Raw genomic sequence first — 24,110 nt, 5'->3', positions numbered from 1 at the left:
GGCACCAAGGCCAGGCCGGTTGGCTCGCTCCGGCGCGCGATTGCCCTGGCGCGCATCGGTCGAGGAAGGGTGTTCGTGTGCAGCGACGTCTTTGAAGAGTCCGTCATCCTACCCTCTGGCGTGGACCTCTACGGAGGCCTTCATTGCCAGACATTTGAACGCTTCAAAGAGAGTGTCACGACCGGCATCACCATCCGGGAGCGCCCATCTCCCATTGTTCTGACGGTCGAGCCGGCAGGCGCAGGCGACACCGGGGCGGCCGATGGCGTCTCGACGATCGACCACGTCGACATCTCCGGCGGAACCCATATCGGGATGCTCGTTCGTTCGGGCTCCGCGGTCGAGTTCACCCGGGGCGCGATCCACGGTTCCTACGGAGTTGGTGGCGGCCATGGCGAGAGGTGGCCCGGGTTGAATCAAGCCCCGGACGGGCGGCACGGAATCTACGGGGGGGATGCGTGCTCGGCAGCCACCGTCGCCGGCGGACCCGCGGTGGTGAACCCGTGTGAGGACGGGCTCCCGAGCGTCGGCGGCAAGGGAGGCGACGGGCGCGCCAACGGCGCTGGAGATGGAGAGGCCGGCGAGCCCGTACCCGCGCCGAACCCCGGCCACGAGGGGCAGGGAGGACTCGGCAACCGCGAAGACGGTGGTTGCGCCAGCGGCTTCTCCGGGAAAAGCGGCACGTGGGGCGCGGCCGGCGCAGCTGGCAAGGGCATCGGGCGGCTCACGGAGACCGGATGGGAGGGCGACAAGGCAGCCGAGGGGGGCCGCGGCATGCCGGGCCAGGGCGGTGGCGGAGGAGGCGGGCGTCGCGGCGGGCTCGCTGTGTGCGACGTGGCCTCCAAGGGGGGCGCAGCGGGCGGTTCGGGCGGCGCGGGGGGCTGCGGAGGTCGAGGCGGCCAACCGGGCGGGAACGGCCGTCCAAGCATCGCCATCGCCGTGCTTCACGCCAAGCTGACCGTGCGCGACAGCCTGCTCACGACGGACAACGCCGGGGGAGGTGGTGACGGCGGGCCGCCCGAGCGAGGCGGCGACGGCGGTCGAGGTGCACCGGGCGGGGCCGTGGGGGACGGCACCTGGTCGTGTGGCGGCGGCGAGGGAGGCCGAGGAGGCGACGGCGGCTACGGCGGCCCTGGACGCGGCGGCGACTCGATCGGCATCGCCTACCTCGACGAGGACCAGCTCACGCTCGAGGGCGTCAGGTATGAACTGGGACCGCCGGGCAAGGGCGGAGTGAGCTGGGATTGGTCTGGCGAAGAGATCGCGGGGGAGGACGGCACCGCGGTCAAGACGCTTCAGTTCCGCGAATAGGTGTGGTCATCGATCAAGGGTCCAACGAGAGAGCCTTGGCTTTACAGTTCGGCGTTTCTCGGGGATTCTCCCATCGGACTGCTGGAGTGCGTACGCGTGGGTCGACATCCAGCGACGACAAGCGTCCGATGCATGAGGCCGTGGCGCTCTTCGAGGAAGGCTCATGGGCGAGCACGAAGGGCACCGCATTGCGGGGCGCACATGCCTCGAACGGGTCGGCGTGAAATATCCAGTGCACATAGACTTTCCCGCCGGGCGATGCGAGCGAAGGTGGCGGTGCGTCGAAGGGAACGGCGCGTCGCAATGCAGCGAGCGCGACCACGTCGAAGACGACGGATCCGCTGGACTTGACGACCCCCAGCTTCGCGAGGCTGCCATCCGCCTGATTTATGACGATCTCGACTCGCACTGCGAGATCGGTCGCGTCGCGGAGCGCGGGGTATGCTTCGCGCGCGGCCGCCAACTCCTCCTCATATGCGTAGTGGAGGTATTCGTGCATGGATGCGATATAGATGGCAAAGGGAACACGTGCCCCGCCGAGCGCGACGGTGTTCCCTGCCTGCACGTCGGGAACATAGACATCGCACAGCGCCTGTGCGACTCGCCACTCTTCGACGTTCAGTCGGGGATGCGGGGCGGTGGGCCTCGCCGAAGGCACGATCTTGGAGCAGGAGACCGCGAGAGCTGCCATGACCAAGAGGTTCAGTGCGGCCCACGACGTGTTGCGCATCCGTCGCAACACGCTCCGCCGTAAGACTCGACCGTCAAGACATCGGGCACAATGGTACTCTCGCCGGATGCGCCGACTGCCCAAGTCACACTTCTTCAAACTCAAACATGCCATCTTGCTCGCCTTGCTCCAAGTTTTCCCTCAGTCGGCTGAGCTCGTCGCACGCCCACGCGATGTCTCGCCCGAGTGCATTGCTCGACGAGATTATCAGGGAACGCTTGGAGGCACGCATCAGAACCCGACCATGCACTGCTTGGCCCCGGGCCCACCTATTGAGGCTCTCGAGTCCATGCTCCTCCCACCTTGCTCCGAAAGGCTACCCACCCCAAGGGCAGGTCGGCCACCTCCTCTACCGTCGGATCCATCGCAATAATCTCTTCCAGATGGACGATACGACCATCACCCGGGTCGGTGGTGCTTCCACATAAAAATTGCCATCCACCATCGTCGGCGTCATGAGAGATCATCAGGATCGGGGCCCCTGCTACAACCGGCGCCGTCGTGATGACACCAAGGTGCGGATCTTCTTCGAATCTCATGAGATTCATTTAGGTCCCTTCTCCAGATTGCAGTGTCGACATAGGAGTTGTCCGTTCTCGGTGGTGCCGGAGCCTCCATTTACCCGGGAGGTTACGTGATCGACATGTCCTTCGTTATGGGGCGGGCTCACAGCTTTCGTGTGTTGCTGAGGTTTGACGACGTCGGCACCACAGTTGTCGCATCTGTTTACTCCCTGATGCTTTTCCGCGTTCTGCCTCCAAATTTCGTCCTTCCCAGCCTTCGTGAATGGCTGTGCAGGTCGGCTCCCTGGCGCGCCGCCCCTTGCCGTGGGCGGTGCGCCCTGCGGGCCCGTACTGCCCGACCCGCTCGACATGAGCACCTGCGTCAACCCCTGGATCCCCGCCGCGATGTTGCCGACGCCGCCAACGACCAGCGTGGCCGACACCGCGATCGCAGGCACACCGATCGCCGCGCCGATGCCGGTGGCGCTCGTGACGCCTCCGAAGACCTCCCCCGTCAAGCCCCCGAGCGTGAGGGCGATTCCCCCGACGATCTGTCCGATGGCCATGCCCATCCTGGCTTCTGGTGTTCCGTGGGAGAGCACGCCCCCGGCGTCCAGCAGCTCGTGACCCACGCCGGCGAAAGGAACGGACCCGAGCAGCAACCCGGCGACGAACCCTCCCTCGATCTGGACATAGGGGTTCTGCGACCAGTCGATCGGCGCCGTGGTCATTGGCTGGGGCACATACCCGGACGAGTTTCCGGTCGTGCTGACATCGACAGGCGGGGCCGCCGCGCCGACCTCCGCAGCTTCCCGCGGACCTTCTACCAGGTTGGGAACCGTCTTGAGGCATTCGAGGCCCATGCAACCGGACTCGATGATGCGCTGTACTTCGGGATCCGTGGTATACTCCGGATCGGCCGGAACCGGGGGATCCGGTTCGAACCCGCTCGGATCCACGAAGTTGAGCGGGCTGTTGAGCACGTAGCTGTACGGATTCCAACTCTGCCCGAAGGACGGAATCGAAACGATCGGGTCGGTCGTCAAGAACCGCCCGATCCTGGGATCGTAGATCCTGCCCTTCATGTTCACGAGCCCGAGGTCGTCGTCGCTCTCGTGCCCGGTGAACCCCTGCGTCGTCTCGCTCGGGAACGACGCCGGCGGGCGCTCTGCCCACACGGGGTTCCTGCGCTGCCCGAACGGGTCGTAGCTCCGCCGCTCGATCACGTCGCCGTCCTCGTCGGTGACCGCATCGACCGAGCCGAGATGGTCGACATGCACGTAACGGGTGCCGTCGTCCGATCCTCCCCGGGTCACGATCGCCACCACGCGCTCCGGCGAGTGGACGTGATACCGATGCTGCACGGTGCCTGACGCCGCCTCGGTGACCCGCTCGTACAGATCGCCGAAGTAGAGCGTCTCCTTTTCCGGCCTGGTCTTGCGGATCCGCTGCTGGTCGCCGTCGTAGCCGAACGTGATGGTGCTCGCGCCCTGCGTGATCTGCTCCGGCAGGTCGAACGGCGTATAGCGCACCGTGGTGCCGCCGGGCCGCGCCGTCTGATTACCGACAGCGTCATGCGCGAAGGTGTCCGTACCCGCGCCGGTGATCGCATGTGGGTGCAGCGGGTCGTCATACGAGAGATCACCGACGTCCGACTTGAAGGTGAGATTGCCGTTCGGGCGGTAGTCGTAGCGGAGCGCGCAGGGCGCCGCCGAGCTCTCGATATCGCCGAAGTACGCGCACGTCAGCCGATGGAGCGAATCGTACCGGAAGCGCTCCGTCGTGTTCTCGGGCTGGAGCGCATCGGTGCGGCGCGTGAGATTCAGGAGATCGTCGAACCCATAGTCCAGGTCTTGCACCTCCCCCGCGCCGCTCTGCGTCGCCATGTGCCTCAGGCGCTGCTTGTCCGCGAAGTAGCTCCGCTCCGTGACGGCGCCGTTGCCGAACACCTCCTCCCGGAAGCGCCCCGCATCGTCCACGTCCGTCAAGCGCCAGTAGGCGAGGTTCGTTCCGCTGTCGCGCACGGCGATCACGTGGCCGTGCGCGTCGTGGCCGTGCGCCACGACGAACGGCGTCGCGCCGGCCGGCGCCGGGTACGCGACCGTCTCGACGCGGCCGAGCTCGTCGTAGCCCACCCTGGCCTCCAGGGGAGAGCGCTCGCCGTCGATGCGGAGCGCGATCGTGTCGAGCTGGCCGCGGCCGGTGTACACGTACGTTTTCTCCCCGTCGGGGCTCGCGAGCGTGTGGAGCTTGCCGACGCCGTGCGCCGCGGTGTCCCATGTCCACGTGGTCGTCAGGCGCTCGCCGCCGTCCTGGTCCACACGCGAGCGGGGTCGACCGAGCGCGTCGTACGTCCACGAGACCTTTCGCTCGAGCGCATCGGTCGACGAAATCAGCTCGCCGAAGCCGTCATGGATCGAGACCGTCGTGCCCCGATCGGGATCGTCGAGCTGCCGGACGCGGCCGAATGCGTCGCGCGTCGTGCGCGTCACTGCCTCGCCCGGATCGGTGACCGTGTGCAGCAGGCCAAATGGGCCGTACGCGTAACGGGTGATCCCGTCGGCCGCGTCGGTGATGGTCTTGATGCGCCCCAGCGGGTCCTGCTCGGTCACCGTCACATGATCGAGCGGGTCGGTGACGCGCACCTGCAGGCCATCGTACGCCGTCGTCGTGACCGCGTTCCACGGCGTCGTATGGCGCACCTCGCGGCCTACGGCATCGTACTCGTAGCGATCGTACAGGATCGCGCTCTCGGGCGTCTCCTCCCTGACCGGCACCGAGCGCCGCGCGATGTGCTCGCCCAGCGCGTCGTAGCCGATCTCCTGCATGATGCGCTTCGCACCGCCCGAGCCCTCCGACGGCTCCGGTTCGGGCCCGTATCCTAGCCACCGGATGGGGCGACCGACGCTGTCGAACTCCACCGTATCGTCGGCCCCTCCGGTCGTAATGCTCCGCTGCCTCGCCCGCCACGCATCCTGCGCCGGGCCACCGTCCTTGGTTCGGGAGAGCGCGACCGTCGTCGTCGTGCCATCCGGGCGCGTCTCGCGGCCGAGCCGCCCGAAGCCGTCGTGCGCCCACGTCGTCACGAGCTGATTCGGATCAACCTGCTTGAGGAGCATGCCGAGCGCGTCGTCGAAGTCCACGAGCGTGGCATGCCCGGCCGCGTTCACGTACTTCTCGGGGAAGATGCCCTCCTCGTCGAAGTCCACGCTGGAGGTGCGCTTGTGCCCGAAGGCGTCCTCCGCCGTGACGCCGATGATGTTCCCGAAGTCGTCGCGCGCATAGGTGAGCTTCAGCTTCGTGTCCGGCAGGCCATCGTCGCTCTCGGTGGACTCGGTCTCCACCTCGCCGTGGATCGTGGTCGTTCGCTTGAGGGTCCGGCACTGCGACATCCCCGCCGCCGCGCTGCACTCCTTCTGCGTCTCCAGCTGGCCGAGGACCCAGCGCTCCGTGTCGTTCTTGAACGTCCGCGTGACCTCGAGCGTCAGGTCGACGCCCTCCGTCGAGACCTCCTCGGCGCGGATGTTGCCGAACGTGTCGAAGTCCGTCACCTTCGAGACCGAGTCGCGCAGCAGCGTCGCGCCGTCGCCGCCTCGCCCGATCTCCCGCACGTACGCCTCGACGGAGGGCGTCGCGCCGCCCGGGGGCGGATAGACCCCTTGCGCTTGCCTCACCCGGCGCTCGGTGGGCAGCGTGAAGTATGTGGCGCCGTCGTTGGTCGGCACGAGCGTCCGCGTCACATCGCTGAACGAGAGCTCGATCTGCTCCGGTCTGAGCTGGCTGGGCAGCCCCGGAGCGCCGTGCCACGTCCGCTGCACGCTCCCCGCGAAGGGAAAGACCTGGAGCTCGTCGTCGAAGGTGACGTGGTCGTAGACGTCGATCGTCACGGCACCCGTATCCAGGTCGGTGACGAGCCGCTCGCCGAACCCGAGAAATCCGCGGCCCAGCCGGTGGTAGCGTCCGTCGCGGTAGCCGACCTCGAAGCGCCTTGCTCGATCCGCGCCGTTGTTGAGCGCGTACGCGCTGACCACCCGGCGAGGGCCCACGACGCAGCGCCGCGGATAGCCGCAGTCGTCCGCCGCGCTGGACCGCGCGACGTAGAGCGCGCTCCTCCGGTCCGGATCCTCTTCCGCGCCTCCGCTCGTAACCGGCGCATCGGTCAGGTGGCCGTACGAGATGCTCACGTTGGGCACGAAGCCCGGCTCGGTCGGCTCGTGCGCGTTCATCCCGTCAGAGACCGCGACCAGGAGATCCTGGTCGGCCGAGAGGTTCTGGAAGACGTTGAACACGCCGCCGAGGGGCAGGATCACGTCCTGGGCCCCATCCCCGTTGAGATCGCCGGTGCGCGGCCCGTGCGGATCGGCGAGCGTGATCGCGTCACCGAGCTTGGCCTCGAATGGAACCCCTGCGTCGACGAGCTTGAACGGCGGCCCCGCCAGGTCGCCCGTCGCTTGCAGGACGGCCCAGGAGGGGAGGACATTGGAGCCACTCAGCAGCATGCCTGGTGGGACGGGCATGAGGAGATCCTGCCGTCCATCGCCGTTGAAGTCGAGCGGCACCGCCAGGCGGAAAAGCGCGTCCTGGTCCGGGACCCCCAGCACATCGCCGAAGCTGAACGCGTCGACGGTCCGGAACGGCGATATCACGAACGTCGACCCCGTGTTGAGGTAGGTGTAGAGCTGGCCACTAAAGCCGGATTCGACGGCATCGGGCAGGCCGTCGCCGTTGACGTCGAGAAAGACGACGCGGCCCTCGCGCGGCACGACAGGGAGCTTGGTATCGATGACCCCCCAGCGTCCCTCGCCCCGGCGCATGATCGCCTCGTAGCTATCTTTGATGAGGGCCGTCCCGTCGTCAAACAACCTCACGGAGGGCACGATGAGATCGATCTTGCTGTCGGCGTCGATGTCGAGCGTGTGGAGCTCCATTGCGCAGGGATAGCCGGTGAGCAGCTCGATCGACTCGCCCGTGGGGTCGAATCCCGCAGGCGTCGCGCCGCGCGCGGGCCTCCAGAGGTGGACGGTCCACACGGCGGAGAGCGGGTCCGGCACCAGCTCCTCGGCGTGGTCCTGACACTGGATCAGATCCGGCACCGAGTCGCCGTCGAGATCGGCGAGGTGCACCGAGGCGCCGGCGCGCCTCAGGCTCGGCGGCGCAGGCGTGACCCCGAGCGGGAACGGCCGGCGGATGCCCGTGTCATGGAGCGCGAAGGTCCGGTCCGACTGGGACAGGAGCACGTGCCATGTGGTCTTGGTGTCGAAGACGTCGTGGAGAAAGACGTCCATCTGCCCATCGTCGTTGTAATCGAGGACCGTCCCGAGCTCGGGCTGAAGAAGGGCCGGGTCGGACGGTCCATCCGGATCGGCGACGAACAGCCAATCCTCGAGGAAGGCGAGCTCCGGCGACGCGAGAAAGGACGGCGAGGCGCGGGGCCCGAGGTTGCGCGCCACCCGCCACGCGGTGATCGGATGCGACGGCGTGCTGGGCCCTGCGACGATGTCCGGAATCACGAGATCGTCGAGGCCGTCGGCGTCGATGTCGAACACCATCGGGCTCGCCTTCTCGGAGACCGGCTTGTCGATGTCCGTCGTGAGCCGCTCGAATCCGGGCTTTCCGCGGCTGTACTGAAACCGTGTCGGGGGCTTGCAGACCCCGTCGCTCGCGCACTCCTCGACCTGGGTGAGGAGGGTCCGGCTCGTCGTCGGGCTCAGCTCGTAGCGGAAACCGTAGCTCCGGACCAGCGCGTCGCCCGGACCGAGCATCTGGATCTCCTCCAGGCGAAGCGAGCGCTGGAGCGCCACGCCGCCCGAGTAGCCCGTGCGAACCGCGGCCGAGTCCTTGGTCCCATACACGAAGCGCACCGCCCGGGAAGGCTCGAGCGACGGCGTGCCCTCGAAGCTCGTGTATCGAATCTCGTCGACCGCATATTCGGCCGCATGGCCATCTTCGGCCTCTGCGAGGCAGTACGCGTACGTCATGGCGTTGCCGCGGCCGTCACGGGCCTCGCTCGCGAGCCACGCGCGCGGGACGCCACCTCGCGCGAGCGGCTTGCTGCCCTCGGTACGCCCGTACTCCACGACGCGGCCAGAGGGCAGATACGCCTCGAAGAAGAGCGCCTCGGCGTGCCCACCACCGTCCGGCGGATAGTGACCGACCACCTTGACGAAGGTATCCGGAAACGTCCGGTACTCGATGGTCCCCGGCGCCTGCCCCACGGGCACGAGGCGCTGGCCGTCGAGGCAGAGCCCGTCGTCTCCGTCGTAGCGCACGCCGCGGATCTCCCCGTCTTGCGCGAGGCTCTTCGGACATGGTGTGATCGCGGACAGCCCGGTGAGGGAGAAACCGTTGCCGAGCACGCCGTCGCCGCCGTCGCTGCGGTAGACGATCTGGAGCCCAGGCCCCATGCCCGCACGCGAGGGCGGGGTGGCCAGGTCCATGGTGTACACCGACTCGCCGGTGCTCGTGGTGGAGAACGTCCCCGGGATGGTGCCGGCGGCGACGGTCTCTACCTCTGGCGCGGGGCGGGACGTGGCAGGGCTGTGCGCGCGCTGTGTCCGGCAGGCGACGAGGCCAGGCGGCTCCGGCAGCGGCTCACCGAAGACGCACTGGCACCCGCCCGACGCGAGCACGCAAGCGAGAAACATCCAGAGCGGGATGAATGCCCGGAGCAACCAACGCGGAACTGGCGCCATAGTAGCCTCCCCGGCGGACAGGAGTACCACAGCGTCCCATCGCAGCGACGACGCGATCGGCGTTGCCTACCTCGACGAGGACCAGCCCACGCTGGAGGGGGTTACCCACGATGTGGAACCGCCGGGCATCGGACGCTGGAGTCTCTGACACGGGCGACGATCGGCGCGCCAGCGCCGGCGCGCTCCGTGGTAGGATCTCATCATGGCCGAGCTCATGCCGACGCCGGACACCGCGCCGTCGCATCGCCTCGGAGCGCGTTCGGCGCTCGGGGCACGCGCGCAGGAGCTCTTCGAGGAGCTCTGCCCCTACCGCGGCGACGGGCTGCGCAACCACTGTCTTCGCGTATTCCACTTCACAACGCTGCTCCTCGAGCGCCGCCGCCAGAAGGCCGATCCAGACCTGCTCTACGCGCTGGCGATGATTCACGATCTCGGGCTGCTGTGCCCCGACGAGCAGGGCGGAGACTACATGCAGCGCAGCCGCTCGCTGTTCCACCGCGCCTTCGCCGCGAGGTCGTTCGAGCTCTCCCCGTACGACCTGCGCGTGGCCGACGAGTGCCTCCTCTACAACCATCGGCTCCGCCCGACGCCGGCGTTATGCCCTGAATCAACGGCGTTCCGGCAGTCGGTGTGGATGGACCACTCCCTCGGTGTGCGCCGCTACGACCTCGACGCCACGTCGGTGCGCGACGGCTTCGCGCGTTATCCGCGGGGCGACTTCAACGCGGTCCTCCTCGACTTCGCCCGGCGCGTCCTCACGCGCGAGCCCTGGACGCTCGTCGACGGCATCTTCATGTGAGCAGCAGACCGCATGTCGACCCTGCGTCGCGCCATGTTCCGGGACCCCGCCGACGCGCGGCGGCTCGCCGTCGTCGCGGTAGCCGAGGTGATCCTTCTGGGGATCGTCGTGTGGAGCGGAGTCGGCGCGCTCGCCGGAGGGCTCCTCTGGGCGGTTGGGCTCGCGGGCTGGACCTTGATTGAGTACCTGCTCCACCGCTTCCTCTTCCACCTGCCGGCGGAGCACCCGCTCGCCTTCGTCGGCGCCCGTATCCACCTCGCGCACCACGACGACCCGCACCGAACGCCGATCGTCAAACCACCCGCTGCCACGCTCGGGGCCTTCTCCGCCGGCTTCTGCGCGACCGCGGCGGCCGCCGGGGTCTCTCGCGCCGCGCCGCTCTGGGCCGGGCTCGTCGCCGGCTATTTTCTCTATGAGCTCTCCCACCTCGCGGCGCACCTGCTCGGCGAGGCCGAACACCCTCTTCCAGCGCAGCGCCGCCACCACCTCCGGCACCACGCCGCGCCGCGCGCGCGCTTCGGGGTGAGCTCCGCTCTCTGGGACCGGGCGTTCGACACCGGGCGCGGGGCAGGCGGGTGAGCGCGGCTGGCCACGGCGGCTCGCCCGACCCTGCCCCGCTCGACGACGCGGGCCGGGCCGAGCTGCGGCGGCGCCGGGTGATGTCGATGCCGCGGTGGTACTCTCCCTGGCTCCACCTCGCGAGCACGGTCGGCCTCGGCTGTGGGCTCGCGGCGCTCTCGCTCACGCGGTTGCGAGGCCTGCAGGCCTGGGAGCTCGCCGCGATCCCGCTCTTCTTCGTCTTTTGCAACGCCGTCGAGTGGCGGGCGCATCGGGGTCTGCTTCACCGGAGGCGGCGCTTCCTCGAGGCTTTCTACGACCGGCACACGCCGGTGCACCACCGCGTGTTCGTCGAGAACGACATGGCCATCCGCACCCCGCGCGAGCTCGGCTTCGTTCTGATCCCTTCCTACGGCATCGCGGGAGTCTTCGCGCTGACGCTCCCGCTCGCGCTCGCGCTCGGCGCGGCCGGTCAAAGCAACCTCGCGTCGCTCTTCGTGGCGACGTGCATGGCGTACATGGTGCTGTACGAGTGTCTCCATCTCTCGTACCACCTCCCGCCGGACAGCAGGATAGGCCGCAGCCGCGTCGTGGCGCGGCTCCGGCGTCACCACAGCGCGCACCACCGGCCGTCGTTGATGCGGCAGTGGAACTTCAACGTCACCTTCCCGCTCTGGGATCTGGTTCGCGGGACGTACCACCGCGGCGGCGCCGCGGACGCGGCGACCCGGGATGGGCGCTCCGGATCTGCGCTCGAGCGTCTCGAACGATGATGTCCAGAACGACATGCAGGTCGGCACGAAGAGCGACGAGGTCGGCTGGAGCGCGTACCAGGAGTGAATGAACGCCGGCGCGATCGTCTCGACCGGCCAGAACAACGCGATTGTGACCGCTCACATTTTTTTGATGTCAGCGATGATCCGTCAGTCCACGGCCAAGCTCGACATCGGATGGCTGGCAAGTCGCCTCCGGAGCGGCGCGTCAAGAGGGCGGGCGCAGGGCCACGGTATTGTTCGATGTGGATTCCAATTTCGGGATCCTGGCTCGCCTCGCGCCGGTTCATTTGAGTTGACATGAACAATGTGAACGTTCACAATTTCGTCTCAGGGTGTCGTTCCGCTTTGCCCCGGGTAGCCGTCGTGCGCGCCGGACTCTTGATCCTTTGTATCGGGATCGATCTCTGCGCCGACTCCAACCGGGTGTCGTGAATGCAAGCCATGGCGAGATCGCGGGGGCTCACCCGCGCTGGGCTTGCTCAGGTGGAGCCGATCCAGGTGAGACAATCCTGGCGGAGGGAACAGCATGGCGATAGATAGGACGAGATCGTGGTTCGGATTGACGATGACGGCGTGCCTCGCCGGCGCATGCGGCGGCGCGCAGACCGTCGACACGCCCCCTGCGGCGGCGCCGCCCGCGCCGGCGGCGGCCCCCGCGCCGGACGCCTCTCCAGCGGCCCCGGCCGCCAAACCCGAGCCACCTGGTGGTGAAGCCGTGAACGCAAAGCCCGCTTCCGTCTCCAAGGCGCCCTTCGGCAACGCCGATGGCAAAGAGGTCATCCTCTACACGCTCACGAACGCGAACGGCCTGGTCGCGAAGGTGATGACCTACGGCGCGACGGTGACCGAGCTCCACGTCCCCGACAAGACAGGGAAGATGGGCGACATCGTCCTCGGCCACGACAACCTCGACGGGTACCTGAAGAGCAGCCCGTACTTCGGGGCGACGGTCGGCCGCGTGGCCAATCGCATCAAGAACGCGCAGTTCCAGCTCGATGGCAAGACCTACAAGCTCTCCGCGAACAACGGCGCCCACACGCTGCACGGCGGCAAGAAAGGCTGGGACAAGGTCGTCTGGGACGCGGAAGCGACCGAGACGCCGGACGGCCCGTCCCTCAAGCTCACGTACGTATCGAAGGACGGGGAAGAGGGATACCCCGGCACGGTCAACGCGACCACGACCTACACGCTCACCAACAAAAACGAGCTCAGGGTCGAGATGTCGGCCACGACCGACAAGACCACGATCGTCAACATGGCCCACCACAGCTACTTCAACCTGGGAGGGCACGGCTCGGGCTCCGTCGCCGACCAGGAGCTGACGCTGCACGCCGACAGCTACACCCCGCCGGACGCCACCGGCGTCCCCTCAGGCCAGATCAAGCCGGTGAAGGGGACGCCGCTCGATTTCACCGCCGCCAAGCCGATCGGCAAGGACCTCGAAGCCGTGGGCGGCAAGCCGGTCGGATACGACCACAACATGGTCATCAGCGGCGATCCGCACACGCTCCGCGAGGCGGCTCGGGTCAAGGATCCGAAGACCGGTCGGGTGCTGACGATCGAGGCCGATCAGCCGGGGATCCAGTTCTATACAGGCAACTACCTCGACGGGTCGATCAAGGGCAAGGGCGGCGCGGTCTACAACCAGTACAGCGGCTTGTGCCTCGAGCCGCAGAGGTTCCCGAACTCGATCAACGTCCCGGCCTGGAAGAACGAGGTCATCCTCAAGCCCGGCCAGCGCTACGCGCAGACGGCCGTCTTCCGGTTCACCACCGAGTAGCTCGTCGACGGTCACCCGCGCGGCCTCGCGGCGCCTGCGCGCTCACGCGAACGTCACGATCGGCCTCACGTCCGCCGACCGGCGCGCCAGCGCCCCGGCCCGACGTCGGCGCCGCACACGCCGATGGCGTGCAACGCAATCCAATCCCAGGAGGATCCATGACCCGCTCGATCCCATGCAGTATCTCGCTCCTTGTCGCGCTTTCAATCGTTGCTTGCGGGTCCGACAAAGACGCCGCCGACGGCTCGGGCGGCAGCGGAGGAAACGGAAGCAGCAGCAGCAGCAGCTCTTCGAGCAGCAGCAGCAGCAGTTCTTCGAGCAGCAGCAGCAGCTCTTCGAGCAGCAGCGGCAGCACCTCGGGCGCGGGCGGCACAGACGACCCGAACCCGAGCGGCGGGGGAGGACAGGGCGGGACGGTCGATCCGGTCGGCACCGAAGGCGACGGCGATTTCGAGATCGGGCCCAACTACCAGGACGCCCCGGAGATCAAGAGGATCGACGGCGTTCCCCAGGGGCGGACGTTCTCGTTTTCCCTGTCGTCCCGGGAGAGCGAGATCTTCACCGGCCACGATTCGACGTTGAACGACAACGCCAAGGGGGATTTCAACCGCCACGTGGAGGTCGCGATCCCCGCGACGTACGTCGACGGCGCGGAGGCGCCGTTCATGGTCGTCCAGGACGCGACCAACAGGAACGAGATCGTCAACACGATCAACAACTTCGTCGCGGACCCGAACAACCGTTTTCCGAGCGTCATCGCCATCTTCGCCGCGAGCGGAGGGGGCGACTCGTACGGCAGCGAGCGGGGGCTCGAGTACGACACCATGTCGGACGCCTATCAGAGGTTCGTCGATACGGAGCTGCTCGAGGCGGTCAAGAACAACCAGGCCGTCCACGCCGCGTACCCCAACCTGAAGTTCACGAGCAACCCGGACGGCCGCGCCTCGTACGGATGCAGCTCGGGCGGGGCGGCGGCGCTGACCATGGGCTGGTTCGGCCACGACACCTACCGCAAGATCGTCACCTACTCCGGCACGTTCGTCGACCAGCAGAACCCCCGCGCGCCCACAGAGGCCGAGTATCCCGACGGCGCCTGGGAGTACACGGAGGGGCTCATCCGGGACAACCCGCGCAAGCCGCTGCGCATCTTCCTGACGGCCGGCGAGAACGACCTCGGCGCCGACCGCGATGAAGCCAGCCACCACAACTGGTTGATGGCGAACCAGCGCGTGGCGGCGATCCTCAAGGAGAAGGGGTACCATTACCGCTTCGTCTACGCGAAGGGCGCCAGCCACTGCGACGGGAGAGTGCTCAGGCAGACGCTCCCCGACACGCTGCGCTGGATGTGGCGGGGCTATCCGGTCGATTGACGGTACGGACCGGTGGCCTGGGTAACGGTTCAGACCGGCAGCCTTGGCTACCTGGAATACCGTTCACGTTGTTCAAGCGAGAAATGAACCGCCAAGGCGTCATGAGACGCCATAAGGCGCCATAAGAATAACAAAATATCTTGGCGTCTTTTGGCGCCTTGGCGGTTCGAAACCTGCGCTTTTCAGGCAGTTTCAACCCGTTTGTCGCTCCAGGTGTCTGCCGCGGGGCCTCGCTCGCTGCAGCCCATGAGCGTCCCGCACAACGCGCCGATGAACAGGCCCGTAAAGCGGGTGCTCCGACGCTCGATCATGGATGCCGCTCCGGAGGAAAATCAGGGCATCGGGATGACGAAGGTGGTGATGGAAAAGGCCGGGACCATGACCACCAGGCGATAGTCTTCGATCGCCATGTCGGGGAGCCGATCGAGGTCCTCCGTGCGCGAGGTGCGGTGCACTTCCGCGGCGGGGCCGACCGTTGGGAGCCGGGTGAGATCGAGCGTGTAGCCGCGGCTCGCGTCGCGATCCCCGTTGCGGACCACGAGCGAGAGAGAGCTCCCGTCGGCGCTGACCGCGGCCACCATGTCCTCGCTATCGACGTCGACGAAGCGCGCGCCTGGCCGGATGTAACGGCTGAAGCCGGCATGCATGTAAAAGCGCTTGAGGGGCGCGTAGGACTGCTCGCTGTCGTTCAGCGTGAAGCTCGCCCAGCTGCGCGACGGATCGCCCGACTGCCAGTCCACCCAGGCCTCCGGCTTCAGCTCGCGCAGATCCTTGATGATGCGCTCGGCCATGAACAGCGCCGCGTCCGTGTCGTCGCTGATGTTCTGCCCGAGCGGCCCCGACTCCGATTGCCACAGCCGCTTGCCCAGCCTGGTCGCGAGCTGCCGGAGCTGGTCGCGCTGGCTGCCGGCGTACGAGTGGACGTTGAGCTGCTGGAACGCCGCGGTCGTCTCCGCGCCGAAAGCGCCGATGTTCCGGACGGCGTCATCCATGCTGTTCTCGTCCGACGCGCTGACCACCGTCTCGCCGAGGCCCTTGCTGGTCAGCTGCCTGGCCACCTCCTGGATGATCTTCTCCTGACTCGCCCGGTCGAAGTGGCAGCCCTCCTGGGAGCCGTTCGATTTCCACCAATCGGCGAAGGGCTCGTTCAGCGGCTCCAGCGTGCGAAAGGTGATCCCGTACTCGTCGCTGTAGTGACGGACGACCTCCGTGAGGTAGTGGGCGAAGTCGTCGTAATGGTCCGCCTTGAGGTTGTCTTTGCCGTTGCTGCTGCCCGAGGCGCAACCGCTGTTCGTCATCCAGTAAGGGGGAGAGTTGGAGAACGCCTCGAAGATCAGATCCGCTCCGCGCTCCGCGATGCGCAGGAGGACGGCGCGCTGCCTGGCGTCGTTCGACCACGTGAAGGTCCCGTCGGCGCTCTGGAACCCCGGCATCTCGCGGTGCTCCTTCATGTGGTCGTGGGACGGGTTCTCCCCGCCGCCGATGTTGTAGCGGAACACGTTATAGCCGAGCCCATTCACCGGATCGACGACCGCCTCGACCACGGCGTTGCGCTTGGCTTCCTGCCATCCGCCCACGTGATCGGCCCACCAGCACAGGCTCGTGCCCCAGCCCTCGAAGGATTGGTGCGTCACGCTCGTGTCGACCGTGACGAGCTCCGTGCCCGGAGCGGCGGTCACCGTGGGGCGTGGCTCGCTCGGCGCGCCCCCGCTCGCGCCCGACGAGCCGCCGCTGGTCGAAGCCGCGCTCACCGCCCCTGCCCCGCCGGAGCCCGCCAGCGCCCCTCCCGAGCCCCCCTCTCCTCCTGCTCCGGTCGAGGGCGCGCCGCCGCTTCCTCCGTGCGACCCGGCCTCGCCCGAGGGAGCTGCCGAGTCATGGCCGCAGCCCGATACGAGGACCAGGGCGATCGCGAGGAGGGACGAGGTTCTCGACGTCCTGGTCATCATGGGCCGTTTCCGAGCTCGGGCGCCTCCCGGTCGCTCCACGGTGAGAGGTCTCAACAGCTCTCCCAGGTGGTCGATGATCTGTCCGGCCGGACATGGCGCCGAACAGGCAGCGTCTTCCCGAGAGCGGCAACATGAGAGCATGACGGCGCGGAGCGTGGAAGATGGGACCCGAGCCGCCCCCGTCTTCCCGCCCTCATGTAGTTCTCTTGCGCTGTTTCACAAGGCTCGGCGCGTCAGGGATCCAGCGCGCCAGGGATCCAGGGTGACGGGGTGAAGCGCCTGCCACGGCAGCTGTTCGCAGCCCCACCGTACCGGGCGGCGGTTGCGCGACCTCGTCCGCGGCTCGGCCGGGTCGAGCGTTGGACCAACGGCTGGAATGACTCTACAGGCCGTTGTCGCCACCGAGCCCTGGTGCTAGCCATGATCACGAGATCGGCTGCAGGGAATTGAATCACTTCGCCAAGGAGGAGCCGTGAATTTAACTTTGTTAAAACATTTTACTATCATCGTGGGTTTGGTTGCCGTGGGCTGCGCGGGGCCGGACGACGACTCCTCTGCAGAGACCGGAGCGGGTGGCAGCTCGTCTGGGACGGGCGGCGTGACCGCGGGCAGCACCGGCACCACCGGCACCACCGCCACCACCGGGGGCCCGGGCGGGTCGACGACGAGCGGGACCACGGGCAGCACCACCACGAGCGGGTCGGCCACGAGCGGGTCGGCCACGAGCGGGTCGACCACGAGCGGGACCGGGGGCTCGGACGGGGTCGGGGGCGCTGGCAGCACGACGACGAGCAGCTCCACCACGAGCAGCTCCACCACGAGCAGCTCCACCACGAGTAGCTCCACCACGAGCAGCACCACCGCGAGCACCACGGCCTCGACCGGAACCGGCAGCACGCCTGTGGCGTGCACGGAAGGCGACGCGAAGATCTGCGACAACAAAACCGGCCAGCACTGCGGGTACACCTACGAGTACTGGAAGGACAACGGAAGCGGCTGCCTGGTCAACACGAATGAGGGCTTCAGCGTAGACTGGAGCAACATCAACAACCTGTTGGGTCGTAAAGGCATCAGGCCCGGAACCAAGGACCTGGTCGTCACCTACGATGCCGACTACCAGCCGAACGGGAATTCCTACCTGACTATCTATGGGTGGACGAAAAACCCGCTCGTCGAGTATTACATCGTCGACAGCTGGGGCAACTGGCGTCCGCCGGGCGGAGAAGGAAAAATGGGCACCGTCAACAGCGACGGAGGCACCTATGACATCTATCGGACCCAGCGTGTCAACCAGCCTTCCATCGAAGGCAACAAGACGTTCTATCAGTTCTGGAGCGTTCGCACGCAGAAACGCACGAGCGGAACCATCACCGTAGCCAACCACTTCGACGCATGGCAGAAGGCGGGGATGAGCATGGGGAGCTTGTACGAGGTCTCGATGACCGTGGAAGGATATCAAAGCAGCGGGAAGGCCAACGTGAAGTTCTCGATGGAATGAGCGCTGGGCCTTGAGCATCGTCGTTCCGGCCAACCGCGAGAAAACATAGGCGTTCACGGGCTGAGGGGGCTCCGGCTCATCGGAGCCCAGGACGAGTGAACGGCGCTTTCCCGGAACCTCGGTTGGCAGGGCGCGGTGTCAGGCGGCTCGCGGCGGGCGGCGGCGCGATCGGTGGAACGGGCGAACGGGCGGCACGTGCACGAACGTTCGCCCGACCGGAGCGAAAGTCCGGATTTCTGGCGGGCGGAACCCGTGCGGCGCTCGAAGGTGGACCGCCCGTCGGGTACGCTGCGGCCCGGACATGAAACAGCACGCGCCGCGCTCCCCTGACGCCCCGGCCCCCGGGGCCCACGCGAACGCGCCATCGCTGCCGTCGCCGCCTTCCAGCGCCACCACGCAGGTCCACAAGACGCGCGTCCCCGAGGCGTTCGGGGAGGCGCCCACGATCATGTACATGCCGGGCGACGAGCCCGATCGCGCGCCAGAACCTGCCCCGCCCGCCGCAGCCAAGCAGGCCCGGCCCACCGCGGCCGGCGGCGCCGCTGCGCCCGGAGACCGCGACCGAGGCGCTATCGACGAGGTCACCTTGCGCATGCCCTCCAGGGCCGGCGCCCAGGCCGGGGACGAGGCCACCCTGCGCATGCCCTCCAGGGCCGGCGCCCAGGCCGGGGACGAGGCCACCCTGCGCATGCCGCCCAGGGCCAGCACCCCGGGCGGGGAGCACGACGACCGCACGCTCAAGATGCCCGAGCGGCCAGCGCGCGGCACGGCGGCGGACGAGGACAACGCGCCGACCGTCAAGGCAGAGCCCAAGGCGTCCTACGTCGACCTGAACGCCGAGGACGAGGACAAGCCCGGGGACCTCAGGTCGTCCGCCCGCGCCTTCCTCAAGCGCCATCACAAGAAGCTCTGGTGGCTGCACACCGCGTATGCGCTCAGCCTCGGCGCCTTCGTGGTGACCTTCGCGCAGAAGGGGTTCCAGCACGCCCGCTTCCTCGCGGTCACGGTCAGCGTCGCCTGGCTGCTCGTGCTCCTCTTCTTCCGGCTCTTCGGCACCGGCGCCCGCCAGGACTTCGCGACGGCGTGGCGCGGCGCCCGGCTGCGCTTCCTCGTGATGACCTATGTCCTGAAGAACCTCTATCAGGGCATGCTCTTCTTCCTCCTCCCGTTCTACTGGAAGAGCGCCAGCCTGGACGCGCCGAACCGGTGGTTCGTCCTCCTCCTCGCCGCCTGCGCCGTGCTCTCGACGCTCGATCTCGTCTTCGACCGCGTGCTCATGCGCTGGAAGACCCTCGCCTCGGTGTTCTACGGGGTGACGCTGTTCGCGTGCCTGAACCTCGTCATCCCCGCGCTCCTTCCCGACACCCGCACGCTGTACACGCTGCTCTCCGCCGCCCTCGTGTCCGTGCTCGGCTTCTGCACGCTGCACCTGCCGTTCGGGGCCCTCTGGAGCCGGATGGGCGTCGTGTTCCTCGTCGTCGCGATGGCCGCCGGGGTCGGGCTCGCCTACGGGACGCGCGAGCTCATCCCACCCGTCCCGATGCACCTGTCCTCCGCGGCCGTGGGCCCCTCGGTGCTCCCGGACGGGCGGCTCGCCATGTCCGTGAAGTCGCTTCATTTTTCCGTGATCCGCGAGCTCCGCGCGGTGACCGACGTGGTGGTGCCGGGCGGCGACGGCGATCGCCTCCTCCACGTCTGGCGGCGCGAGGGGCGCGAGGTCCTCCGCGCGCCGGAGGAGACGCTGCGCGTGCCCGGCCCGGAGGGCGCGGTGCGGCTGAAGTCGCAGCTCGTGGGCGGGAGCCTGCCGCGCCGCCTGGCAGGACACTGGACGGTGGATGTCGAGACCGAGGACGGCCAGCTCGTCGGCCGCACCGCGTTCGAGGTGACGGAATGAGCTGGCCGCTCCGGGGCGAAGGTGGCGCGAGCGCCGCAGAGCGCGCGCGCTGGGTCGACGCCGGCAACATCGCGAACGGGTTCCTCGTGTTCGGCAACGTCGTCACGGGCTTCATCGCGATCGGCAACGTCGCGCGCGGCTTCATCGCGATCGGCAACGTCGCCGTCGGCGTCGTCGCGATCGGCAATGTCGCCCTCGGCGTCGTCGGCGGCTTCGGCGCGACGATCGCCGTGGGCGCGTTCGCCGGCGCGGGCGTGCTCGCCCTGCCGGTGCTCGACGGGGTGGCGGGCGTGGCCAGCCTGCTCGATCTGAATCCGTTCCTGTCGGTGCTCCCGATCGCCCTCTGGCTCTTCGCCGCGCGCGTTTTCTCGGGGCAGCGCGCGCCCCGGCTGGGCCCCGATCCCGAGCTCGCGTCCCTCTCGTCGGTGCTGGGCGGCGAGCGCTCCGAGGGCTGGGTCCGCGGGCGGGTCGAGCGCGCGGGGGACGGCGCGCTCCGCCTCGCGCAGCGCGGCCGGTCCGTCGAGCTGCCCGCGACCCCGGAGGCGCTGCGCGCAGCCGCGGCGCTGCTCCCCGAGGGCCGCGGCGCGCGGCTCTTCGCCCTCGTGCGGGCGGAGGAGCACGTCCGCGGGGGCGAGGGCGGCTACCGCGCGGCGCAGGAGCGAGAGCGGGTCCTCACCGTCGCCGATCTGCTGGCGCCGCCGGCGTGGGTGCCGCCGTGGATCAACGGCGCCGAGGTGCAGTGGTGGCTCGCGCGCGCGTGGAACGTCGGTGCGGTCGTGGCGCTCGTCCTGAGGGCGGCGCAGCTCATCGCGGGCGCGATGCGATGAGCGCCCGCTGCTTCCCGACTCCGTTACTCCGTTACTTGTTACTCCGTTACTCGTTACTTCGTTACTCCGTCCCTCCGCTCCTCCGCCGCCTTCCGCTCGCTCTCGGGCACCATGGCGGAGTCGCCTCCCTCGATCTCCGGAGGCAGCGGCAGCCGGACGCGGAATGTCGTGCCCTGGCCAGGCTCGCTGTCGACCACGATCTCCCCGCCGTGCGCCCACACGATCAACCTGCAGACGTAGAGGCCGACGCCGAGCCCGCTGTGCGCCTCCGGTGTCCACCGGAACGGCTCGAAGAGCCTGTCCCGCTGCTCCGGCGTGATGCCGACGCCGCGATCGTGCACGGAGATCACCGCGAAGCCGGCCTGCCGGACGACCGACAGCGTGATCGGCTGTCCAGCGCCGTGCCGTGACGCGTTCGACAGCAGGTTCGTGACGACCTGCTCGATGCGCACGTCGTCCCAGTAGCCAAACACGGATCGGTCGAGCTGGAGCTCCAGGGAACACCCGTCGGCCTCGAGCTGCTCTGCCACCTGCCGGGCGGTCCTGCGCGCGATCTCGTTGAGCTCAGTCCTCTGCAGGTTCAGCGCCGGCGGGCCGGTCGCGAAGCTCGCGACGACGAACATGTTGTTGATGACCTGCGTGATCCGGGCGAGCTCTCGCGACGACACCTTCAAGAAGCGGCTGATGTCCTTCGAGCCGAGCGTCACCATGAGGGGCTGCGATCGCGATCGCAGCATGTGCTCGTACAGGAGCCGCAGGCTCGTCAGCGGCGTGCGCAGCTCGTGCGAGGCGAACCGCAGGAACTCCTCTCGGACGCGGATGGCCTCTTTCAGGTCCGTCTCGGCGCACTCCAGGCGACGGACACGATCCTCGAGCTCCGCGCGCAGCGCCTGCTCGCGCCGCACGCCGGTGGCCAGGTCCTTGGCGCGCCGCTGCAGCAGGATCGTCAGGACGAGCGTGGCGAACACCATCACGCCCCAGGCGGTGAGGACCACACGGCGCGTCACGACATACACGCCATAAGCGCTGGATTTGTCGATCTCGGTCGCCAGGCCCAGGTCGAGCTCGTGATCCCACAGCCACGAGCCGACGACCTCGACGCCGCGGTAATCGCGGTATCCCTCGACGTCGACCCCGGCGATCCCCGCGACGGCGCTCGTCGCCATGCGCGTGAGCGGCTGCTCCATGCGAGGCAAGGGGCGCGCGGAGCCGTCCGGCACCTCGCCCCCGGGATCGCGTATCTCCACGTTGAGGCTCGTGCGCTCGCCGGCCGCGAGGAGGCCCATGTCGCGGAGGTTCTGGGCGAACCTGAGCTCCGTGACGACACGGCCGTGCCTGTCGAACGCGTAGGTCTCCCCTGCCGCGCCGACCTGTCCGCGATGGGCGATCTGCGTTAGCTCCTTCCCTGGATCGATGCGGAAGGCGAGCGCCGCGATGATCTCCCCTTCCCCGGCGATGGAGCGCACCGGCGCCGCGATGACGAGGACGGGGGTGACCCTGCCGAGGACGGGAGACCGCATGGCGAAAGGGGTACCCATGACGGTCGAGCCGCGCAGGGCCGCGGCGATGGTGTCCGGATCGTGGGCGCTCAGCGTCTTGGTGGCGAGGAGCTCATCGCGATCCGAGGCGATATGGGTGCCATCCAGCGCGATGACGTCGAAGCCGAGGAACTGCTCCCGCTCGACGACGTTCTCCAGCTCCAGCCGCAGCTCCTGGAGGTACGGGCTATCGCGGAGCGGGCCATCGCTGCGGCGCAGCTCGACCTGGGCGGCGATCGCGCGCCGTACCCTCGGCTCGTTCGCCCAGAACCCCGCGGCGCCCTTCGCCTGCCGCGCCCACGTCAGGAGCCCTTCGCGGGTCGTCGAGAGCACCGCCTGCAGCGTCGCCGCGATGTTCCTGCGATGGACGTCCTGGATCTCGTGGAGGCTCAGGAGCAAGACGACGCCGATCGGCAGCAGCGCCGCCAGGGGCATCCAGTCGAGCCATTCCTTGCTTCGCCGTTCGTTTCCCATGCATGACGCAGGCGAGACGCAGGGAACGGCTCCTCACAAACCACGCCACACACCACGTGTGAGCGCGCTTCACGCTCGCCCGCTCGGCCCGGGCCCGCCTCGATCCCCCGGCGCCGAGGCGCGCCGGCGCCTCGCGTCGATCACTCGCGTCGATCCATCAATGCGCAGGCGGGCCCGAGGGCGCGGGGCTCCCCTCCACCATCGAAGGGCTCCCGCTGTACACCACCGCGTCGAGCAGCCGCTCCTCCCGCACCAGCGCGAGCGACGGCGCGTCCCGGCGCACCGAGATGCTGCCGCCGGGATCCGCGAACCCGCACGCCTCCGCCCCCCGCTGCGAGCCGATCTCCCAGAGCGCCTCGGCCGGCGTCGCCCCGCCCTCGCCCCGCAGCGTCACGCGCCGGCCCGTCCGCAGCCGCTCGCCCAGCTCGACGCCGCGCATGTCCTCGAACGGATCGGTGATCACGTGGCTGTCGATCCCGACGCACAGCCGGACGCCCGCCGCGCGCAGCGCGCCCACGTCGGGCAATCCGTCGCCGAGGTCGCGCTCGGTCGTCGGGCACAGGCACGCGAACGCCCTCGCCGCGCCGAGCAGCGCCGGCTCGTGCGGCGCGAGGTGCGTCGCGTGCACCGCAACGAAGCGCTCGCCGAGGACCCCGCGCTCGGCGAGGAGCTCCACCGGCCGCCGGCCCGTCTCGGCGAGGCACGCCTCGATCTCGGCCGGCTGCTCGGCGACGTGCATGTGCACCATGAGCCCGCGCTCCGCGGCGTAGCGCGCGATCTCGCCGAGCCACGCCGGGGGCACGGCGCGCACGCTGTGGGGCGCCACGCCGACGCGCACGTCCTCGCGGCCCGCGTAGCGCGCCCGGAGCGCCTCGACGTCCGCGAGCGCCGCGTCGAGCGAGGCGTCCGAGAACCGCCGCTGCGCCCCCTCGGGCGCCCTGCCCGCGCCCGCGCGCGAGTAAACGACCCGGAGGAGCGCGATCCGGAGGCCCTCCTCGCGCGCGGCCTCGATCACCGCGTCCGCGAGGACCGTGCGATCCGCGTAGGGCGCGCCGCCGGGCTGGTGGTGCACGTAATGAAACTCGCCCACCGTGCGCACGCCCGCGGCGCGGAGCTCGCGATAGGCCACCTTCGAGATCGCATGAATGGACTCCGGCGTGAGCGACTCGGCGAGCGCGTACATGGCGCTGCGCCACGACCAGAAGTCGTCCGCCCCCGACGGCCCCGGCCGCTGCGCTTCACCGCGCATCCCGCGCTGGAAAGCATGGGAGTGGGCGCTCGCGAGCGCCGGCAGCTCGATGGCTCGCTCGGTCAGCCTCATGCCACACGTCGCTCCCGTCGGTCCCGTCCATCCCGTCTATCACGCCGGGATGGCCGGGGAAAGGCGCGGCCGGAAGCGCGGCCGGCGCTTTGC

General features: G+C 68.7%; 15 protein-coding genes and 1 pseudogene. 10 read left to right on the top strand and 6 right to left on the bottom strand.

Annotated features, from left to right (window positions below):
- The first annotated feature begins 411 nt into the window (after positions 1–411).
- Positions 412–1,311 (top strand): hypothetical protein, encoded by a 900-nt coding sequence (locus WMF29_RS05110; protein WP_437327754.1) that lies wholly within the window; start codon positions 412–414, stop codon positions 1,309–1,311.
- A 13-nt stretch (positions 1,312–1,324) separates the two neighbouring features.
- Here the strand turns inward: WMF29_RS05110 and WMF29_RS05105 are convergent, their stop codons facing one another.
- From WMF29_RS05105 to WMF29_RS05095, 3 genes are all read right to left on the bottom strand, one after another.
- Positions 1,325–2,041, bottom strand: a complete 717-nt coding sequence (locus WMF29_RS05105; protein ID WP_437327753.1) for an energy transducer TonB family protein — start codon at positions 2,039–2,041, stop codon at positions 1,325–1,327.
- 269 nt (positions 2,042–2,310) lie between these two features.
- Entirely contained in the window at positions 2,311–2,580 is a 270-nt protein-coding gene (locus WMF29_RS05100) for a hypothetical protein (protein WP_437327752.1), read from the bottom strand.
- Positions 2,581–2,585: 5 nt separating this feature from the next.
- Positions 2,586–8,981, bottom strand: a complete 6,396-nt coding sequence (locus WMF29_RS05095; protein ID WP_437327751.1) for an RHS repeat-associated core domain-containing protein — start codon at positions 8,979–8,981, stop codon at positions 2,586–2,588.
- Between WMF29_RS05095 and WMF29_RS05090 the strand changes: the two genes are divergently transcribed.
- The 6 genes from WMF29_RS05090 to WMF29_RS05065 all read left to right on the top strand — a co-directional run bounded on the left by WMF29_RS05090 (position 8,980) and on the right by WMF29_RS05065 (position 14,519).
- Positions 8,980–9,384, top strand: a complete 405-nt coding sequence (locus tag WMF29_RS05090) for a hypothetical protein (protein ID WP_437327750.1) — start codon at positions 8,980–8,982, stop codon at positions 9,382–9,384. The genes WMF29_RS05095 and WMF29_RS05090 overlap by 2 nt on opposite strands.
- A 54-nt stretch (positions 9,385–9,438) precedes the next feature.
- The gene (locus WMF29_RS05085; RefSeq protein WP_437327749.1) at positions 9,439–10,035 is read left to right on the top strand and encodes an HD domain-containing protein; all 597 of its coding nucleotides are present in this window, start codon (positions 9,439–9,441) and stop codon (positions 10,033–10,035) included.
- A 12-nt stretch (positions 10,036–10,047) separates the two neighbouring features.
- Positions 10,048–10,614, top strand: a complete 567-nt coding sequence (locus tag WMF29_RS05080; protein WP_437327748.1) for a sterol desaturase family protein — start codon at positions 10,048–10,050, stop codon at positions 10,612–10,614.
- The gene (locus WMF29_RS05075; protein WP_437327747.1) at positions 10,611–11,366 is read left to right on the top strand and encodes a sterol desaturase family protein; all 756 of its coding nucleotides are present in this window, start codon (positions 10,611–10,613) and stop codon (positions 11,364–11,366) included. Before WMF29_RS05080 ends, WMF29_RS05075 begins: the two co-directional genes overlap by 4 nt.
- Positions 11,367–11,895: 529 nt before the next feature.
- Positions 11,896–13,149, top strand: a complete 1,254-nt coding sequence (locus WMF29_RS05070; protein WP_437327746.1) for an aldose epimerase family protein — start codon at positions 11,896–11,898, stop codon at positions 13,147–13,149.
- A gap of 158 nt (positions 13,150–13,307) precedes the next feature.
- Positions 13,308–14,519 (top strand): alpha/beta hydrolase, encoded by a 1,212-nt coding sequence (locus tag WMF29_RS05065; protein ID WP_437327745.1) that lies wholly within the window; start codon positions 13,308–13,310, stop codon positions 14,517–14,519.
- A gap of 332 nt (positions 14,520–14,851) precedes the next feature.
- Here the strand turns inward: WMF29_RS05065 and WMF29_RS05060 are convergent, their stop codons facing one another.
- A complete protein-coding gene (locus WMF29_RS05060) occupies positions 14,852–16,270 on the bottom strand; it encodes a glycoside hydrolase family 30 protein (protein WP_437327744.1) in 1,419 nt (472 codons plus the stop codon).
- A gap of 1,123 nt (positions 16,271–17,393) precedes the next feature.
- Between WMF29_RS05060 and WMF29_RS05055 the strand changes: the two are divergent.
- The 3 genes and pseudogenes from WMF29_RS05055 to WMF29_RS05045 all read left to right on the top strand — a co-directional run.
- A pseudogene (locus WMF29_RS05055) lies at positions 17,394–17,945 on the top strand (glycoside hydrolase family 11 protein); the annotation flags it as partial.
- A 319-nt stretch (positions 17,946–18,264) separates the two neighbouring features.
- Positions 18,265–19,857, top strand: coding sequence for a DUF5924 family protein (locus WMF29_RS05050; RefSeq protein ID WP_437327743.1), 1,593 nt, complete (start codon positions 18,265–18,267; stop codon positions 19,855–19,857).
- A complete protein-coding gene (locus WMF29_RS05045; RefSeq protein ID WP_437327742.1) occupies positions 19,854–20,684 on the top strand; it encodes a hypothetical protein in 831 nt (276 codons plus the stop codon). Before WMF29_RS05050 ends, WMF29_RS05045 begins: the two co-directional genes overlap by 4 nt.
- A 53-nt stretch (positions 20,685–20,737) precedes the next feature.
- Here WMF29_RS05045 and WMF29_RS05040 read toward each other — a convergent pair whose 3' ends face one another.
- Both WMF29_RS05040 and WMF29_RS05035 read right to left on the bottom strand, forming a co-directional pair.
- Complete coding sequence (locus WMF29_RS05040) at positions 20,738–22,696, bottom strand: sensor histidine kinase (protein ID WP_437327741.1); 1,959 nt, start codon at positions 22,694–22,696, stop codon at positions 20,738–20,740.
- A 157-nt stretch (positions 22,697–22,853) separates the two neighbouring features.
- A complete protein-coding gene (locus WMF29_RS05035) occupies positions 22,854–24,017 on the bottom strand; it encodes a formimidoylglutamate deiminase (RefSeq protein WP_437327740.1) in 1,164 nt (387 codons plus the stop codon).
- Between the last annotated feature and the right edge of the window lie 93 nt (positions 24,018–24,110).

It is taken from the genome of Sorangium sp. So ce381, from assembly GCF_051473845.1.
Taxonomy (GTDB): domain Bacteria; phylum Myxococcota_A; class Polyangia; order Polyangiales; family Polyangiaceae; genus Sorangium; species Sorangium atrum.
This window is presented reverse-complemented; position numbering and strand designations above follow the sequence as displayed.

What these genes read in the sequence shown, in the direction of transcription:
- WMF29_RS05085 (WP_437327749.1), top strand. Translation starts at nt 9,439, where the DNA reads ATGGCCGAGCTCATGCCGACGCCGGACACCGCGCCGTCGCATCGCCTC.
- WMF29_RS05090 (WP_437327750.1), top strand. Translation starts at nt 8,980, where the DNA reads ATGGTGTACACCGACTCGCCGGTGCTCGTGGTGGAGAACGTCCCCGGG.
- WMF29_RS05050 (WP_437327743.1), top strand. Translation starts at nt 18,265, where the DNA reads ATGAAACAGCACGCGCCGCGCTCCCCTGACGCCCCGGCCCCCGGGGCC.
- WMF29_RS05035 (WP_437327740.1), bottom strand. Translation starts at nt 24,017, where the DNA reads ATGAGGCTGACCGAGCGAGCCATCGAGCTGCCGGCGCTCGCGAGCGCC.
- WMF29_RS05045 (WP_437327742.1), top strand. Translation starts at nt 19,854, where the DNA reads ATGAGCTGGCCGCTCCGGGGCGAAGGTGGCGCGAGCGCCGCAGAGCGC.
- WMF29_RS05100 (WP_437327752.1), bottom strand. Translation starts at nt 2,580, where the DNA reads ATGAGATTCGAAGAAGATCCGCACCTTGGTGTCATCACGACGGCGCCG.
- WMF29_RS05105 (WP_437327753.1), bottom strand. Translation starts at nt 2,041, where the DNA reads ATGCGCAACACGTCGTGGGCCGCACTGAACCTCTTGGTCATGGCAGCT.
- WMF29_RS05040 (WP_437327741.1), bottom strand. Translation starts at nt 22,696, where the DNA reads ATGGGAAACGAACGGCGAAGCAAGGAATGGCTCGACTGGATGCCCCTG.
- WMF29_RS05070 (WP_437327746.1), top strand. Translation starts at nt 11,896, where the DNA reads ATGGCGATAGATAGGACGAGATCGTGGTTCGGATTGACGATGACGGCG.
- WMF29_RS05080 (WP_437327748.1), top strand. Translation starts at nt 10,048, where the DNA reads ATGTCGACCCTGCGTCGCGCCATGTTCCGGGACCCCGCCGACGCGCGG.
- WMF29_RS05095 (WP_437327751.1), bottom strand. Translation starts at nt 8,981, where the DNA reads ATGGACCTGGCCACCCCGCCCTCGCGTGCGGGCATGGGGCCTGGGCTC.
- WMF29_RS05065 (WP_437327745.1), top strand. Translation starts at nt 13,308, where the DNA reads ATGACCCGCTCGATCCCATGCAGTATCTCGCTCCTTGTCGCGCTTTCA.